The sequence below is a fragment of the Actinoplanes sp. TBRC 11911 genome (genome assembly GCF_012933445.1).
Taxonomy (GTDB): Bacteria; Actinomycetota; Actinomycetes; order Mycobacteriales; family Micromonosporaceae; genus Actinoplanes.
The window spans coordinates 1-15,406 of the sequence record NZ_JABBNC010000032.1 but is presented as its reverse complement, the minus strand read 5'-3'; the positions used below and the strand labels follow the sequence as shown (position 1 = coordinate 15,406).

The 15,406-nt window shown below is 66.9% G+C and carries 11 protein-coding genes, 1 tRNA gene and 2 pseudogenes; 5 read left to right on the top strand and 9 right to left on the bottom strand.

The window, feature by feature from the left end; genetic code table 11:
* Positions 1-25: 25 nt before the first annotated feature.
* From HH310_RS32430 to HH310_RS32405, 6 genes are all read right to left on the bottom strand, one after another.
* A complete protein-coding gene (locus HH310_RS32430) occupies positions 26-973 on the bottom strand; it encodes an aldo/keto reductase (RefSeq protein WP_169179528.1) in 948 nt (315 codons plus the stop codon).
* Entirely contained in the window at positions 970-2,445 is a 1,476-nt protein-coding gene (locus HH310_RS32425) for an aromatic amino acid lyase (protein ID WP_312034464.1), read from the bottom strand. Before HH310_RS32425 ends, HH310_RS32430 begins: the two co-directional genes overlap by 4 nt.
* A gap of 3 nt (positions 2,446-2,448) precedes the next feature.
* Entirely contained in the window at positions 2,449-3,027 is a 579-nt protein-coding gene (locus HH310_RS32420) for a sigma factor (RefSeq protein ID WP_169179527.1), read from the bottom strand.
* Complete coding sequence (locus HH310_RS32415; RefSeq protein WP_169179526.1) at positions 3,024-3,908, bottom strand: RNA polymerase sigma-70 factor; 885 nt, start codon at positions 3,906-3,908, stop codon at positions 3,024-3,026. The genes HH310_RS32420 and HH310_RS32415 overlap by 4 nt, the downstream gene beginning before the upstream one ends.
* Positions 3,909-3,976: 68 nt before the next feature.
* Complete coding sequence (locus HH310_RS32410) at positions 3,977-4,720, bottom strand: SDR family oxidoreductase (protein WP_169179525.1); 744 nt, start codon at positions 4,718-4,720, stop codon at positions 3,977-3,979.
* Positions 4,721-4,811: 91 nt separating this feature from the next.
* Complete coding sequence (locus tag HH310_RS32405) at positions 4,812-5,786, bottom strand: polysaccharide deacetylase family protein (RefSeq protein ID WP_169179524.1); 975 nt, start codon at positions 5,784-5,786, stop codon at positions 4,812-4,814.
* Between the two features lie 433 nt (positions 5,787-6,219).
* Here HH310_RS32405 and HH310_RS32400 point away from each other — a divergent pair, with 433 nt between their 5' ends.
* The 4 genes from HH310_RS32400 (at position 6,220) to HH310_RS32385 (ending at position 10,059) form a co-directional block, all read left to right on the top strand.
* Positions 6,220-7,203: a helix-turn-helix domain-containing protein gene (locus tag HH310_RS32400; protein WP_169179523.1), complete on the top strand. Its 984-nt coding sequence runs from the start codon at positions 6,220-6,222 to the stop codon at positions 7,201-7,203.
* Positions 7,160-8,371, top strand: coding sequence for a threonine synthase (locus tag HH310_RS32395; protein ID WP_169179522.1), 1,212 nt, complete (start codon positions 7,160-7,162; stop codon positions 8,369-8,371). Before HH310_RS32400 ends, HH310_RS32395 begins: the two co-directional genes overlap by 44 nt.
* Before the next feature lie 304 nt (positions 8,372-8,675).
* On the top strand, positions 8,676-9,938 hold the full coding sequence (locus HH310_RS32390) for an FAD-dependent oxidoreductase (RefSeq protein ID WP_169179521.1): 1,263 nt from the start codon (positions 8,676-8,678) through the stop codon (positions 9,936-9,938).
* A 47-nt stretch (positions 9,939-9,985) separates the two neighbouring features.
* Positions 9,986-10,059 (top strand) — tRNA-Ile (locus tag HH310_RS32385).
* Between the two features lie 73 nt (positions 10,060-10,132).
* Here the strand turns inward: HH310_RS32385 and HH310_RS32380 are convergent.
* From HH310_RS32380 to HH310_RS32370, 3 genes and pseudogenes are all read right to left on the bottom strand, one after another.
* A pseudogene (locus HH310_RS32380) lies at positions 10,133-10,398 on the bottom strand (site-specific integrase); the annotation flags it as partial.
* 694 nt (positions 10,399-11,092) lie between these two features.
* Positions 11,093-11,983 (bottom strand): DUF6602 domain-containing protein, encoded by an 891-nt coding sequence (locus tag HH310_RS32375; protein ID WP_169179520.1) that lies wholly within the window; start codon positions 11,981-11,983, stop codon positions 11,093-11,095.
* A gap of 254 nt (positions 11,984-12,237) precedes the next feature.
* Complete coding sequence (locus tag HH310_RS32370; protein ID WP_169179519.1) at positions 12,238-13,713, bottom strand: mCpol domain-containing protein; 1,476 nt, start codon at positions 13,711-13,713, stop codon at positions 12,238-12,240.
* Between the two features lie 845 nt (positions 13,714-14,558).
* Between HH310_RS32370 and HH310_RS32365 the strand changes: the two are divergent.
* Positions 14,559-15,406 (top strand): annotated as a pseudogene (locus HH310_RS32365) (hypothetical protein); the annotation flags it as partial.

Here is a 15,406-nt window from a genome sequence, read left to right as displayed (position 1 = left end):
TGGCGGGCGTCACGTCTTGACCACGTCAGGCCCAAGCCAGCTCAGACCGGTGCCGCCAGTAGCCGGCGGCGGGCTCGGCCAGCGTCGCCAGGCGCTCCACCTGGCCGGGCTCCAGGGTGATCTCCTCGGCGTGCAGGTTCGAGGCGAGCTGCCCCGCGGTCACCGCTCCGGAGAGGACCCGCGTCGCCCACGGCTGCTGCAGTACCGCGGCCAGCGCCACCTCGTCCGGCGTGGTGCCCAGTTCACCGGCGATCGCGGTGAGCACCTCGGTCCCCGGCCCGGTCTCGCGTCCGGCAAGCCGGCCGTTGGCCATGGCCTCCTTGACGATGACCTGACACCCTTGCCGGTACGCCTCGGCGAGCGCGCCACCGGCGGACGGCTCGAGAACGTTCCACGTCGACTGCACGCTGCCGAACAACCGCACGCCCGCGACCTCGATCCGCAGCGCCTCGCGGATCACCGCCGCCTGATCCGGCCCGCTGGTCGAGAACCCGATCGTGACCCCGTCCGCGGCGAGCCGGGCGAGACGCTCGTGCAGCGTGGTGTCGCGCAGCGCACTGCTCTCCGGGGTGAGCGAGTGGATCTGGTACAGGTTCAGGTGCCGGCCCAGCAACGCGCGCGTCTCGGCGATCTGCCGGTCGTACGTCTCGACGCTGTGGTCCTTGACCTCATGCACCTCGGCGTCGACCCGCCACCCCGCCGCGTACGTGTAGCCCCATTTGCTCCCGACCACGACGTCGTCGCGTCCCGGATGCGCGTCCAGCCACTGCCCGAGGAACTCCTCCGCCCGCCCGTACGAGCGTGCCGCGTCGAAATACCGCACCCCCGCCGCGTACGCCTCGTCGAGCAGAGCGTGCGCCCGCTCGCGCAACGCCTCGACGGTGCGCTGCGCCGGCAGATCCGTCCCGTGCCCGAGATTGATGTATCCGGGCCGGCCGATCGCCGCCAGCCCGAGCCCCATCCGCCGTGTCATAGGGCAATCAAACCCCAGCCGGAGGTCAACAGCCCGATGAGCGTGGACACGTCCCGGCCGAACGGGCGGTCCCCGGTGCCCTCCGGCAGCACCGCCGCCACCGCGCCCAACGCCTCGGCGGCGCGATCGCCCAGGCCCGGCGGGACGCCGCCGAGCAGGACCGCCTGATGCACCGCCAGCAGCTCGCAGGCCAGCACGTCGCGGAGCCCCTCGATCGCCTCGGCCAGGCACTCGGCGGCCTCGAACCCGAAGCTCTGCACGTCCTCCTGACCCAGCGAGGTCTCCATCGAGCCGATCACGGCCGGGACGGCGAAGCGGCGTAACCGGTGCGCGACCCCGGCCGCCCGCTTGTGCACCGTGCCCATCCCGACGTGCCGGCCGGGCGCGTCGGACAGCTGGCGGGGCAGCCCGGTGACGTTGTCGTCGAGCAGCCGGTGCAGCCGGCTCACCGACAGGTCGGCCAGGTGGGTGAGGGCTGTGGTCAGCGTGCCGCACGCGACCGCGAGGTCGGTGCCGGCGTAGCCCGCGGTGCCGACGAAAGCGCCGTCCACGTGCGCGGGCGAGTCGGTGATCATGGACAGCGCGCGTCCGGCGGCGGCGTCGAGCGCGCCGGCGGCCCGCATCGCGACCGCGAGGGCGGGTGCCGTCACGCGGAACGACACCGGGGCCTGTAACGCCCGCACCGGCCCGTCGCCGCGCACCTCGCGCATCGCGGCCAGTACCGCGGCCAGTTCGTCGTCGCCGCGTCCCAGCGCCGGATGCAGCGGATCGCGGCTGGCCCGCACGACGGCCTGCGCCGCGGCGGACACCAGCACGTTCTGCGCCAGCAGGGTCCGCACCGCGGCGGCGGCCAGCACCGCGAGACCGGTCAGTCCGGGCACGCCCTCGATGAAGGCGACGCCCTCCTTGGCTTCGAACGGGCGCGGCGGCAGGCCCGCGGCGCGCATGACCGGGGCGGCGTCGGTCGCGGCGCCGGACTCGTCGAGCACCTGGCCGGTGCCGTTCAGCGCGGCGCCGGCGTGGGCCAGCGGGATGATCTCGCCGGCCGCACCCGAGCCGCGGGCCGGCACGGCCGGGACGACACCGGCGTTGAGCAGCTCGGCCAGGAAGACGCACAGGGCGGGGGAGACGCCGGCCGCGGGGTCGAGGAAGGTGCGCAGGCGCGCGGCGAGCAGGGCCCGCGCCTGGTCGCGGCGCAGCCACGGGGCGGATCCGACGGCGCGACCGGCCATCAACGTGTTCTGGTGGTGCGCCTGGGCGGCGGGGTCGAGGCGTACCGAGGAAAAAGCTCCCATGCCGGTGTTGACGCCGTAGACCGGGGTCTCGCCGTCCAGGTCGGCGAGGGTCGCGGCCCGGCTCGCGGCTAACTCGGTCAGTAATTCGGGGGCCAGCTCGAGGGTGCCGGCGGCGCGGGCCACGTCGACGATGACGGCCGGATCGAGGTCTTGGGCGCGGTGGATGCGATGGATCACCAGTCAGTGGTACCGCAGCTTGTCCGGGTTCAGGACGATCCACACCTCCGCGATCTTGCGCGCCGCGACGGTCACGGTGACCGTCGCGACCGTCCGGCCGCCCTGGCTGATCAGCAACGCGGCGTGGCCGTTGACCGCGCCGACCGCGATGGCGATGCCCGGCTGCGCGGACAACAGCGTGCTCAGGAAGCCCGCGGACGCCTCGGCACCGCGTACCGGCTGGATCGGCGCCCGGATCTTGCCGCCGCCGTCGGCGATCAGTTGGCAGTCGGTCGTCAGGAGGTTGCGCAGGATGGCGATGTCGCCGGATTCACAGGCGGCCGCGAGCCGGCGGACCAGATCGTCGTGCTGCGGCGGCGTGGGCAGGCCGCTGGCCAGCAGCATGTCGAGACAGATGTCCTTGGCCGCGTTCGCGAGCCAGGCACGTGGTTCGGTGTCGTCGCGATCGGGCCGCCGGTACCAGCGCACGTAGGTTTCCTGGACCGCACGCTCGGCCGCGGAGACCGAGCCGAGCATGCCGGTGGCGATGTCGAGCAGGAACCGGCGCTCGTCGAGCATCTCGGTCAAGGAGATGGCGGTCATGGCAGGCTTGGTATCGCAGTGATCTTGGCGGGGTTCATCACCCACATGACACGGTCGATACCGTCCGCCACGATGTTGAGCACCAGCACGCCGAAGACGGTGCCGCCGTTGCTGAGCAGCGCGGCCGGCTGGTCGTTCACCCTCGTGTAGCTGACGTCGACACCGGTCCAGAAGTGACTGGCGAAGGCCTTGTGGAACTTGGCCACCCGGTCCACGCCGAGCACCGGGAACTTGGAGACCTGCCGCACCTTGCCGCCGCCGTCGGAGAAGCTGATCACGTCGGCGGCCAGGAGTTGTTCCAGCTTGGCCAGGTCGCCGTCGCGGGCCGCCGTGACGAACGCTTTGAGCAGGCGTTGCTGGTCGGCGTCCGCGACGGGGGTGCGCCGTTCTTCGGCCAGGTGCTTCTTGGCCCGGCTGACGAGTTGGCGGGCAGAAACCTCGGTTATGGACAGGATGTCGGAAATTTGCGGATAAGGGTATGCGAAGGCCTCGCGTAGGACGTAGGCCGCGCGTTCGGTGGGGTTCAGTTTCTCCAGCAGCATCAGCACGGCGAAACTCAGCGCCTCCCCACGCTCGGCGCCCAGGTACGGGTCGGCGGTGGTGTCCACCGGTTCCGGCAGCCACGGCCCGATGTACGTCTCGCGGCGCACCCGCGCGGACTGCAACGCGTTGATGGCGAGCCGCGTGATGGTGGTGGCGAGGAACGCCCCCGGATCGGACACGGTGCCGCGGTCGTACGCCTGCCACCGCAGCCACGTGTCCTGTACCAGGTCCTCGGCCTCGCTGGCGCTGCTCATCATCCGGTAGGCGATCCCGAACAGGCGTGGCCGCAGGGTTGCGAACGCCGCCGCGGCCGCGTCGAGATCGTTCGGGTCGCCCATGTCTGTGCTCCTTGTCAGCCGGCTTCTAGTAGAGGACCGAATCGGCCGGCGTTTTGTGACATGGATTCTTACTGCTTCGCGGACCATTCGGCGTACGAGATCGCGCCGGTGAGCGCCCCCGGGCCCGGGACCAGCGAGTCCATGCCCAGCTCGGTGCCGAAGTAGTGCGCGTGCGGGTCGGTGATCACCGTACGCGGGTCATCCCAGGCGGCCAGCGCGGCGCGGAAGAAGTCGTCCATCAGCCGGCGCTCCGGGCCACCCACCTCGACCCGTCCCTTGGTCGGCTCGCCCAGCGCGGCCCGGGTGACCGTCAGCGCGACGTCGTCGCTCGCGATCGGCTGGAACTCCACCGGTGCGAAGTGGAGCTCGCCGTCCACCTCGGCGTCGTTGGCGATGGCCTTGACGAACTCGAAGAACTGCGTCGCGTGCACCAGCGAGTACGGGATCGGCGCGGCCGCGATCAGCTCCTCCTGGGCGGCCTTGGCCCGCAGGTAGCCGCTCTCCGGCAGCCGCTCGGTCCCGACCACCGACAGCGCCACGTGGTGCTGCACGCCGGCCGCCGCTTCCGCCTCGGCGATGTTGCGCGTCGCGGTCTGGAAGAACTTCATCGCGGTGTCACCGTCGAGCGAGGGCGAGTTGGACACGTCCACGACCACCTCGGCACCGGCCAACGCCTCGGCGAGGCCCTCGCCGGTCAGGGTGTTCACGCCGGTGTTCGGCGCCGCGGCGACGGCCTGGTGACCCTGCCGCGCGAGGTTGGCGACAACCTTCGAGCCGATGAGTCCGGTGCCCCCGATGACGACGATCTTCATGACAATTCCTTCCGTACGCCGTTTGTCCGTTCACCAGCTCAGACAAGGCAGCCCCCGCGTGTGTGACAACGCGGGGGCCGGTGTCAAGAAGTCAGCTCGGGCTGCAGGCGACGGCGGGCCACGTCCGGTTGCCGTTGTGCTGGATCGTCACCCCCCAGTTGTTGCCGCTGCCGTTGGGCTTCGCGGTCAGCACCTGCGCGCTCGGGTAGGTGGCATTGATGTTCCAGGTCGCGATGATGCGGGCCGGCGACGGCACCGTCATGGTCACCGTCCAGGTGTTCGATCCGGTGACACTGACGTTGAGGTTGTAACGGTCGGTCCATGACTGGCCGGCGGACAGGGTCGCGGTGCAGGAGCCGCCGGGGTTGCCGGGATTACCGGGGTTGGTGGCGCCGTCGGGGGCCACCGCGCGGCCCGTCGTCGGGGAGATCATGCCGGCGCACAGGCCGCGGGCGGTCAGGCCCTGGGCGATGCGTGGGATGGCGGCGAGCGTGTTGGCCGGCCACTCGTGCATCAGGATGATCTGGCCGTTGGTGAGGCGGGCGTTGGCCGCCACGATGGCGTCCACGCTCGCGTTGTTCCAGTCGCCCGAGTCGACGTCCCAGATGATCTCGCGCAGGCCGTACTTGGCCTCGACCGATTTGAGGGTCGCGTTGGTCTCGCCGTACGGCGGGCGGAACAGCTTCGGCGTCCCGCCGCCGCCGTTGGCGATCGCCTGCTGCGTACGGGAGATCTCCGAGTCGATCTGGGCCTGGCTCTGCTGGATCAGGTGCGGGTGGGTGTAGCTGTGGTTGCCCACCCACATGCCGGCGCTGACCTGAGCGCGGACCTGGCTCGGGTACGAGGCGGCGTACTGGCCCTCGTTGAACATGGTGGCCCGGAGCCCGTTCTGCCGCAGCGCGTTGAGGATGGCGGGCGTGTGATCGTTGGAGGGGCCGTCGTCGAACGTGAGCCCGACGTAGCCGTTGCAGGCGGCGGCCCGGGCCGGGGTGGCGAGGCCGGTGACGATCGCCGTCAGTCCCACGGCCAGGACGAGGGCGGCGACCAGATGTCTCGGTGAGCGCATGACGGGGGAACCTCCCGGGATCGATTTTCGTCTATCTTTTGGCCTGCGCTCGATGTGTGTCAACAACTTTCGGAAAGATGGCGGAAGATTTTGTGCTTCTGACCAGGTTTTCGCCCGCATCGATCGGCTGCTGCGGCTATTCGTGATCCACTTTGACAACCGAAAGTTTCGGAGAGCTTGCCCGGGAGGGTGGCTGACTCCACCCAGCAGCCTCCCGGGCTCGCCCGTGCGCGCGGCGGAGACGTCGACCACTGCTTCGGCGATCGGAGTCGCACGTCCCAGGGCTTGCTGCCGGCGCTCCTCCAGCGTGGGCGTACGGCTGACTTCTCGTCTTGCACCTCAGCGCCCGATTTGTGTGCGGGGAACGCCCACGGTCACTCAGGGTGTCGCGCGCCACTGCTTCGGCGGTGCGGCCCGCGGTTAACTTTGCGTGATGGACGTGTTCGAGAGCTGGCGCGAGGCGATCACCACGGCGTTCGTCCCGCTCGAGCTCACCGCCCTGTCCGGCCACTCGTTCGGCGGCGGCCTGGCCTCCCGCCAGCTCGGCGACGTGCAGCTCAGCCAGGTCTCCGGCGGCGCACTGCTGGTCGAGCGCACGCCGCTGACCATCCGCCGCAGCGACCCCGGCTACTTCAAGGTCGGGCTGCAGGTGCGCGGCGCCTGCGCGATCGACCAGGACGGCCGGCAGACCGCCCTCGACCCGGGCGACTTCGCCGTCTACGACTCCGCCCGCCCGTACCGGCTGCGCTTCGACAGCGAGTTCCGGATGTTCGTGGTCATGCTCCCGCGCACCCTGCTCACCATTACGCAGAGCGACATGGCGCGGGTGACCGCCCGCCGGGTGCCGCGTGCCGCCGGCCTGGGCGCGCTGGTCTCACCCTTCCTCTCCAGGCTGTCCCGCCAGCTCGACACCGACGCCGTGACGCCCAACATGCACCTCGCCGATGCGGTTGTGGACCTGCTGTCGGCCACGCTCGTCGAGCAGGTGGGCGGGCCGGACGTGTCGTCGGGCATGCACCGGCACGCGCTGATGATGAAGGTGAAGGCGTTCGTCGCGGCCCATCTGCGGCGACCCGATCTCACCGCCGCGACGATCGCCACCGCACACCACATTTCCGTACGCCACCTGCAGCGCCTCTTCGAGAGCGAAGGCCAGACGGTGGGCGGCTGGATACGGATGCAGCGCCTGGAACGATGCCGGCTGGACCTGGCGGACCCGAGGCTGACCGAGTTGCCGGTCAGTGCCGTGGCGGCGCGCTGGGGCCTCGTGAACGCCTCGCATTTTGCCCGCTTGTTCAAGTCCGCATATGGTCGTTCCCCGCGGGAATACCGTGCGCAAACGCTATCTGGGAGCAGCGGCCTTGGGAAAATCGATGGAATCCGCTCTGACCCACCTCGAGTGTTCCCGGAGCGGTGAGCGGTACGACGCCGACATCGTTCAGGGGCTGAGCAAAGAGGCCGTCCCGCTGATCGCGCGCTACGACGTGGAACGCGCCGGGCGCACGCTGACCCGCGAAGCGCTCGCCACGCGGCCGCCGGACCTGTGGCGCTATCGCGAGATGCTGCCGGTCCGCGACTCCGACCACGTCATCACGCTCGGCGAGGGCATGACGCCCTTGGTGCCGCTGCCCCGATACGGGGCCCGGCTGGGACTGCCCCGGCTGCTCATGAAGGACGAGGGCCTGATCCCGACCGGCTCGTTCAAGGCGCGCGGCGCGGCGGTCGGCGTGTCGCGGGCGCACGAACTGGGCGTCACCGGGATCGCGATGCCCACCAACGGCAACGCCGGGTCGGCCTGGGCGACGTACTCGGCCCGCGCCGGGATGAAAAGCCTCATCGCCATGCCGGTGGCGGCGCCGGCCATCACGCGTACCGAATGTGTCGCAGTCGGCGCCGAGCTGTACCTGGTGGACGGCCTGATCGGCGACGCCGGCCGGGTGATCGCGTCGGCGCTCGCCGCCCGCGACGGCTACCAGGACGTGTCGACGCTCAAGGAGCCGTACCGCATCGAGGGCAAGAAGACGATGGGCTACGAGATCGTCGAGCAGCTCGGCTTCCGGGTGCCGGACGCGATCCTGTACCCCACCGGCGGCGGCGTCGGGCTGATCGGCATCTTCAAGGCGTTACGCGAGATGCAGCAGCTCGGCTGGATCGGCGACAAGCTGCCCAAGCTCATCGCCGTGCAGGCCGAGGGCTGCGCGCCGATCGTGCGGGCGTTCCGCTCCGGCGCCGAGGTGAGCGAGCCCTTCCCGAACCCGCACACGGTCGCCTTCGGCATCACCGTCCCCAAGGCGCTGGGCGACTTCCTGGTCCTGCACGCCGTCCGAGCCACCGGCGGCACCGCCGTCGCGGTCAGCGACGAGGCCCTGCTGGCCGAGCAGCGCCGCTTAGCCGCCGACGAGGGCACGTTCATCTGCCCCGAGGGCGCGGCGTGCTTCGCCGCGGTCCGGCAGCTGCGCGAGGGCGGCTTCCTGAGCAGCGCCGACGAGGTCGTGGTCCTGAACACGGGCGCCGGCATCAAATACCCCGAGACGATCCCGGTCGACGTCCCGATCCTCCCCCCGGACGGCTCCATCCCCGCCTGACCCCGCCCTGTGGATACCGGCCCAGAACTGTCAGACCCCCCTGCTTGATTTGGCCCCACCCAAAAACGGGCGGGGGTGGGTTGGGAACGTCTACCGGCGTCCGCGGCCCGCCGCTGCCCGTTTGCCGTGCCGCGTGCCCCGTGCCCGGTCCCGCTGCCCGTTTGCCGCGTGCCGCGTGCCCCGTGCCCGGGCCCGCTGCCCGTTTGCCGTGCCGCGCGCCTGGGTCCGCTGCTCGTTTGCCGTGCCGCGCGCCGCGGGCGCGGTTAGTCTGAGGCTGCCTGTTTCGTCCCCTTGTGAGGTGCACGTGTCGCAGCCGGTTGAGGTGGACGTCGTCATCGTCGGCGGCGGTCTCGCCGGGTTGGCCGCTGCCCGGCGGCTGGACCGGGCCGGCGTGGAGTGGCTGCTCGTCGAGGCGGAGGACCGCATCGGCGGCCGCGTCGCCACCGACCTCATCGACGGCTGGCGCCTCGACCGGGGCTTCCAGATCCTGAACACGGCGTACCCGCGGCTGCCCGCGCTCGTGGACATCGACGCGCTGGACATGCGGTACTTCACCTCCGGCGTCCTGGTCCGCAAGGGCACCGAGCTGGAGCGCCTCGGCAACCCGCTGCACGACCCGGTCGGCGGCGCGATGGCCCTCACCTCGGGCGTCGGCACGCTCAGCGACCGCTTGAAGTTCGCCGCGCTCGCCACCCGCTGCGCCACCACCCCGGCCGCACGGCTGCTCGAAGCGCGCGAGACCACCACGCAGGAGATGCTGCGCCGGGCGGGCCTGTCGCACCGCATGATCGAGGAGGTGCTGCGGCCCTTCTTGTCGGGCGTCTTCGCCGACCGCTCACTGGACACCTCCAGCCACGTCTTCGCCATGGTGCTGCGGTCGTTCGTGCGAGGGCGTCTAGGCGTACCGGCAAGTGGCATGGCGGCCCTGCCCGCCGCCCTCGCCGGACCCCTGCCTTACCCACAGCTCTTGATCGGCGCTCGCACCCTGTCGCTGGCCCCCGGCATGGTCGTCACCGAAGGCGGCGAGCTCCGCTGCCGCGCCGTGATCGTCGCCACCGACCCGCACGCCGCCGCAACTTTGCTGCCGCAGTTCCCGACGCCCGACATGCACGGTTTGACCACGTTCTATTTCGGGGCCGACCACGCGCCCATCGACGAGCCCACCCTGATCCTGGACGGCGACCGCCGCGAGATCATCGCCAACACGGTCGTCATGAGCAACGCCGCGCCCGAGTACGCACCCCCCGGCAAATCTCTGATAGCCGCCTCGGTCGTCGGCGTTTCCGCCCCGTCCAGCGCCTCGGAGACGGTGATACGGGTGGAACTGTCCCGTCTGTACGGCGTACCCACCGACGACTGGGAACTGCTCGAAGTCATGTCGATCCCGCAGGCGCTCCCGTCGGCCCGCGTCCCGCAGGCGGCCTTGCGCAAGCCCGTCGACATGGGCGACGGCCTCTTCGTAGCAGGTGATCATCGCGACAGCCCGTCGATCCAGGGCGCCCTGGCCGGCGGCTGGCGCACCGCCGGCGCGGTCCTGTCCTGGCTGGGCGCCCACGTCCCGGCGTAGATCGGTGGCTTGCGGTTGGCCCATCGGGTTAGGATCGCCGCCGGTAAGGGGCGGTAGCTCAGTGGGTTAGAGCAGTCGACTCATAATCGATCGGTCACGGGTTCGAGTCCCGTCCGCCCCACTCTCACCAGCGGCGATGCGACGTTGAAGATCGCACTCGGCGCCGGTACAGCAGTGAAGTACAGCAGTAGCGGTCATATCAGCGATTCACCGAGGCGTTTGAGCGCGGCCCGGGTCTTCTTCGACGACACCACCGTGTAGATCTCCATCGTCACCCAGAAGCGGGCGTGCCGCAGGATCTGCATCGCCACGCGCGGGTGCACGTCGAGATCGGCCAGCAGGCTGCCGCAGGTTCGCCGCGCGTCTCGCAGCGTGATCCGGGCACACCAGCGCGCACGCAGCGCCGGTCCCAGTACCGGTTGAAGTTGCGCGGCTCGACCGGCGTTCCGAGACGCGTCGTAGGTATCGTCCTTTGTTATTGCTGAATCTGCGTCGCATTCTGGCGGAGCCTCCAACATAATGCACGATGCCATTTACGCCGTCGAGAACTACGTATGTTACGAAAGAGGCGTCTAGGACGAAGGCAAACCTTCGGACGGCTACCCCAAGTTTGGTTTCGTGGCGTACATTCTCCTGGGGGAAAGATGGCGCTCCACGTGATCTATGCCCATTTGTACGCGATGCTTCGGTGCAAGCGAGAATAATTCAGCAGTTTGGCCTGCCGCCGAGTTTAGGCATAACAATTCGACTGAACTGAGCGGAGCATCACGCAATATGGACAGGGCACCAAGGCGGACGTTTCCTGTGGGATTCCCGGATCTTAGCACGTAGAACCACGAGTTGCTCGCTCTTGCTCTCTGTGAGGTTATTAGAATGTGCGAAGCAGCCTCGACAGAGTAGCTGACTTCACCGTCGCAATACGTCCAGGAAGAAGGCGAGTCCCTCTGGGAGCTGCACATGGTGACTCGCGAGACCGCTCTGGCCGGGTCGCTGGCGCGCGTCGGCTCAGAGGTATCAGGGGTCCCCCAAAGGCCAGCCACTGGTTCTAAAACGGCTCCAACGGGTTGGCCCGCGAGCCGATCGGCATTGGGCCTCAGATGCGCGATTTCGCAGTTTGCGGTTCGACCTCACGCGTGCCGCACCTGACGATTGAGCTACTGTCCACCGTTGGGTGCCCATTTTGGCGGGTCGTTCTCGTCGAACCAGTATCCGTACTTGAACTCGACGGGACTCCTCGTGCCGGCCGATCCAGGGCCGAAGGCGTACGGCATCCAGCGCACGGGTGGGGTGATCCAGTTTGCCAGGTGCTCCATGAGCGTCAGGTAGAAGAAGAGCAGCGTATCTTGGCGGGCGTCGATAATGAGCGGCGTCTCCGCCTGCTCCCCTCTGAAGCAGAAGTGAACGCCGGATCCTTCCGATGGGTTGCCCCAAAGTACCGCCAACTTATCGACGATGCACAGTGCGTCGCAGCGTTCTCGCCTATCTACTCCCAGAACGGCATTTGCGTAGGACGACGCTAGTGTCTCTATCTTTCCTCGTTTTGAAAGGAAGAGAGCCCCTGAGAAGAAACTCGCCGATGTGGACTGCATGCTCGTTTGGTGACTGCCGGCGGGAGCGTATCCATAACGTGGCTCGGAAGACAGAAGGCGCTTCGCGCTGGCGAGGTTGGCGACGGCCGATTTAATTTGGCCGCTGGTGGCTTGACTTTTGATTTGGACCACACCGACAACTCCTTCGACTGGGACGGCACGCGTATTCCCACCGCCCAATGCCGTCGGGATAGCATTCGTGTCGAAGATTATGACGTCTTGGGGCATACTTTCTTCCCCGGCAGAATTGATCACTACCCCTTTGACCATACTGTAGCGAGCCGGAAGATACGGACGAAAGGCCGCAACGGTGTCTTCTTCCCGAAGCCCACCTTTTGTTAGCGAATCGCCCAATGGGCTGGACGCGCCGAAGTCGGCACTCATTCGTCCCGCCAACCCGCGCATCGCCCTTCGCAGGTGTTCCTTCTGGGGCTGTTCCCTGTTGTTCGTGGGCACGTCGGAGACACTACCCGGGAACCGTCACTCGTCAACTATGCAAATGCCGTCGGCTGTAAAGGACCGGATCAAGATCAAGTTATTGCGCCGTTTGCCAGAGATCACGAGGTCGCCATGCTGTGGAAGCTGGTCAAACGCGCGGCGGTCGGGCAACAACGTGAGAGATCGGTACGCTCGATCTGGGCGATTATGGTGCACCAGGCCTGGCGCTCGACTTCCGCGAGCTCATAAATGCAAGTGGCGCCACGTCGAGGTTACAGGGATTGAAAGGACTTAGTTTTGTTCTTTCCTGAAGTCTTGGCCGACCTCAAGGCAATAAAAGCGCTCCGAATGTCGGGCCCGTATCCGCACGAGAAGTGAAAGTCGACTCGCCTTCGGGAGATCTCAAGTTCGCGAAGAAAGGAATCGACGGAGTCGCCTTCGACTTTAAATAGCGCGCTATCGCCCCCAAAAGAAAGTTGGCGAACACCCGAGATGATGGAGAGGCGTCGGCCGAGTACCTCAAGTGCCCCGCCGATGGCAGCGCTTGCATCAAGTACGCCATCGGTATCGTTCTGGAGCATACGATTCTCGATGGCCTGACCTACATCATCGCCGTCTATAATCGCCATGATGGCCGCTCGCGATCCTGCAGGAACTGAGGCCGTTACAATTGCGCCATTGTCGTACGGCACCAAGCGGCTGTCAGGAGGTAGAAATGCGCCGGCGGCGAAGGAAACGAGCGACGATCCGTTCAAAAACACTCGAACAGGAACATCTTGTCTACCGTATTGATCAGCACAGTACTGCAGCCAGGTTATCCTCAAGGCGGCAATGGTGCGCCCTGATGTCCCTCTCTTCATACCCTCGGCCAACGCAGTCCAGTCAACTGCGACCTCAAGCGTTCGGTCGCAGACATCGTCTGCCTCTACCAGGTAGCGAGTACCATTTTTCCCTGATGCGGCCTCCCGAGCATCGTCGAAGAACGCCGCTCGGTGGTCGTCGTCAAGATCTCGGTCCGAGGCTGCGTAAACGATAAGGGCGAGCCTCTCCGTAGTCCCAGAAAGTTGACTCTTCCCGACAATCATTATTTCCGACATTCGTTCAGGCTGCGGCGATGACATGACGTCGGAGAGGTTGGTTTCGTTCAGGGTTACCTTGCCATCGTAGATCGAAACCTGATGGACTTTGACTTCCACCTGAAAGTTTGTTGTCAAGACCGACGAAAGCGCTTGGAGTCCTGGACGCGAAGCCGGCGGAACCACATTTCGAAGTAATGAGCCGAGCGCGAAGGCGTCTGGACTTCGTGCAAGGAAATAGAGAAATAGTCTAGTGTCGCCTTTTGCAAGAAGCTCCGCCTCATCAAGCCGAAAGCGCATAGTCTTTAACGCCCATTCGGCTCGGCTAACGGGCCTGCCGATGAGATCGTCGCGCATAGGGCCGGCTCGAAACCACGTGCGATGCCGGGACTGCATCCACTTGTCAACCTGGGAGAGGGCAACCGTGCCTATCTCTTTGTCACCCGGACTGGGTAGATGAACGAAGACCGCGACTCCGCTTCTCCGACGGTTCCTGAAGTACTCGATAGTGAGAATGATTGCGGCTACGGTGGCCACACCGATAAGAATAGAAAGCCCTCGTGGGAGCCCCACGATAATGTTAGGAATGCCGCCGCCCACAAGTGCAGCGGAGAACCACCACGCGAGATCCCTCATCTCGACCGTTGACAACTTCGGTCGAAGCTTGGCCAACGCGGCATCCTCTCCGAGTTCGGTTCATGCTGTCGCGGCCTGTCGGGCGACAGTTGGGGGAGTCTAGCGGATGTGGCGCTTTATGGAGCACCGTTCACGTGGTCCTCCCTGCAGGTTGTTGACCGATACCACACGTCTGTTGACTTCGATGGCCTTGAGCGGCCGGCGGCCCAGATCACCTGCCGGGCGCTGTGCCAGCAAGAGCGGATCCGATCGCTATCAGGCCGATACCCAGACTGTTAGACGCACCAGCCACTTTGGACGACTCGCGCCCTGCAGCCTTGACCGGCGGTCTGCTGAACTCGGAGTTCGTACGTCTGAGGGACAGTCAGAGCAGGTCACTATGTCCTGACTTCGGCGTGAGCCCGCCAGACGTCCGGGTAGGGGATTGCCTGGGACTACGCTGGAGTGGTTCGCGTGCTGCAACGTTCGGCCCACCCATGGGCTGACCTGCGAGAGTTCGCCCAGTCCTTGAGGCAGTGCGCGAACCGCCTGACGATCTCCGCAGCCGAGGCCACGATGGAGCCATCTTGGCTCTATTCCGGAGGATGGGTGTCACGCTCTGCATTGCCCATCATCAGTCTGTCCATCGACCTATCGCTTGGATGGCCACAACCCTTACCCTGCGCTAAGTGTGCGCGTTCTGGCGCCTGCGTAGGTGACCTCGCTGCTTGGCGTGCCGTCCGGCGCGAGGGCAGCAGCTCCCGGGTTGATGCAGCCGGTTGTCCCAGCGGTCGCGAGACGAATCGCGTCGCTGCAGACAGGCGAACGATAAGCGGAACGGAGGCCCGTTGATGTCGACCGTGTCTACGCCTGGGGTTGCCCGGGGACCTGGACGTCAGGTCGTGCCGTACCGGACGGGGTTTGAGACACCGCTCGAATTTCGGCCGGCGACCGAGCGAGTGCGAGAACAGCTCCGGGCGTGGCTGCAACAGAAGCAGTACGATGTCGATCGTTTTGATGCGGGCGAGACTGTCCTCGCGTCAGGTGTTGTGATCCGATACGCCGCCACCAACAACGTCTCCGGCTGGCAATTACGAGAGTCGCGCCACGACGGCCCTACCTGGGTCAGCACAGTGGCGGTAACCCGGGGCGAACGAAAGAACCATGCCTGGATTTCGCTTAACGTGGAGCCCGTCGTCTCCGGGTTGGCGTCTGTGCCGCAAGCCGCCCCTCCCAACCTGGTCAAGCTGCTGCTGGCAGCAGTCGATGCGGTCGACGGCGAGGCTGCCTTGAGACCGCAGCCGTCGGTGGTCAACGTTGCGGGCGTCGACGATCTGCTCGACATCGTGTGCGCTGAGGAACGCCGGCTGCCCGCGGTGGTGGCCGCTGCGCCCACAGACATTGCATTCGACCGGTGGCGGGCGACGATCGAGAGGATGGTTAGGTATTTGCCAGGTTTGGCCAGCACCTATCTGCTTGATCCCATCGCAGTGCCGAAGTTCAACGAGGGGATCGGTTTTGCCTACGCAGCGGGGCCAGGTGCGGTGCGCACCTTCCTGCCCGGCGTGGACCCGGCGATCATGGAGGACTCTATTCGGCACCGGGTCCTGAGTAGGTGGCGTATCGAGAAAGAGCCGGCCCGAGCTGCCAGGGTCTTGGCGGTCATACCTAGGCAACTTGCTGCCGCCGCGTTACCTACCGGTGCAGCCAGAGGGCTGAACCTATCCATCGGCGAACCCCGTCCGACACA

Excerpts from the sequence above, each read along its gene's own strand:
- HH310_RS32400 (WP_169179523.1), top strand. The coding sequence starts at position 6,220 with ATGGACGTGTTCGAGAGCTGGCGCGAGGCGATCACCACGGCGTTCGTC.
- HH310_RS32415 (WP_169179526.1), bottom strand. The coding sequence starts at position 3,908 with ATGGGCGACCCGAACGATCTCGACGCGGCCGCGGCGGCGTTCGCAACC.
- HH310_RS32410 (WP_169179525.1), bottom strand. The coding sequence starts at position 4,720 with ATGAAGATCGTCGTCATCGGGGGCACCGGACTCATCGGCTCGAAGGTT.
- HH310_RS32430 (WP_169179528.1), bottom strand. The coding sequence starts at position 973 with ATGACACGGCGGATGGGGCTCGGGCTGGCGGCGATCGGCCGGCCCGGA.
- HH310_RS32395 (WP_169179522.1), top strand. The coding sequence starts at position 7,160 with ATGGAATCCGCTCTGACCCACCTCGAGTGTTCCCGGAGCGGTGAGCGG.
- HH310_RS32405 (WP_169179524.1), bottom strand. The coding sequence starts at position 5,786 with ATGCGCTCACCGAGACATCTGGTCGCCGCCCTCGTCCTGGCCGTGGGA.
- HH310_RS32420 (WP_169179527.1), bottom strand. The coding sequence starts at position 3,027 with ATGACCGCCATCTCCTTGACCGAGATGCTCGACGAGCGCCGGTTCCTG.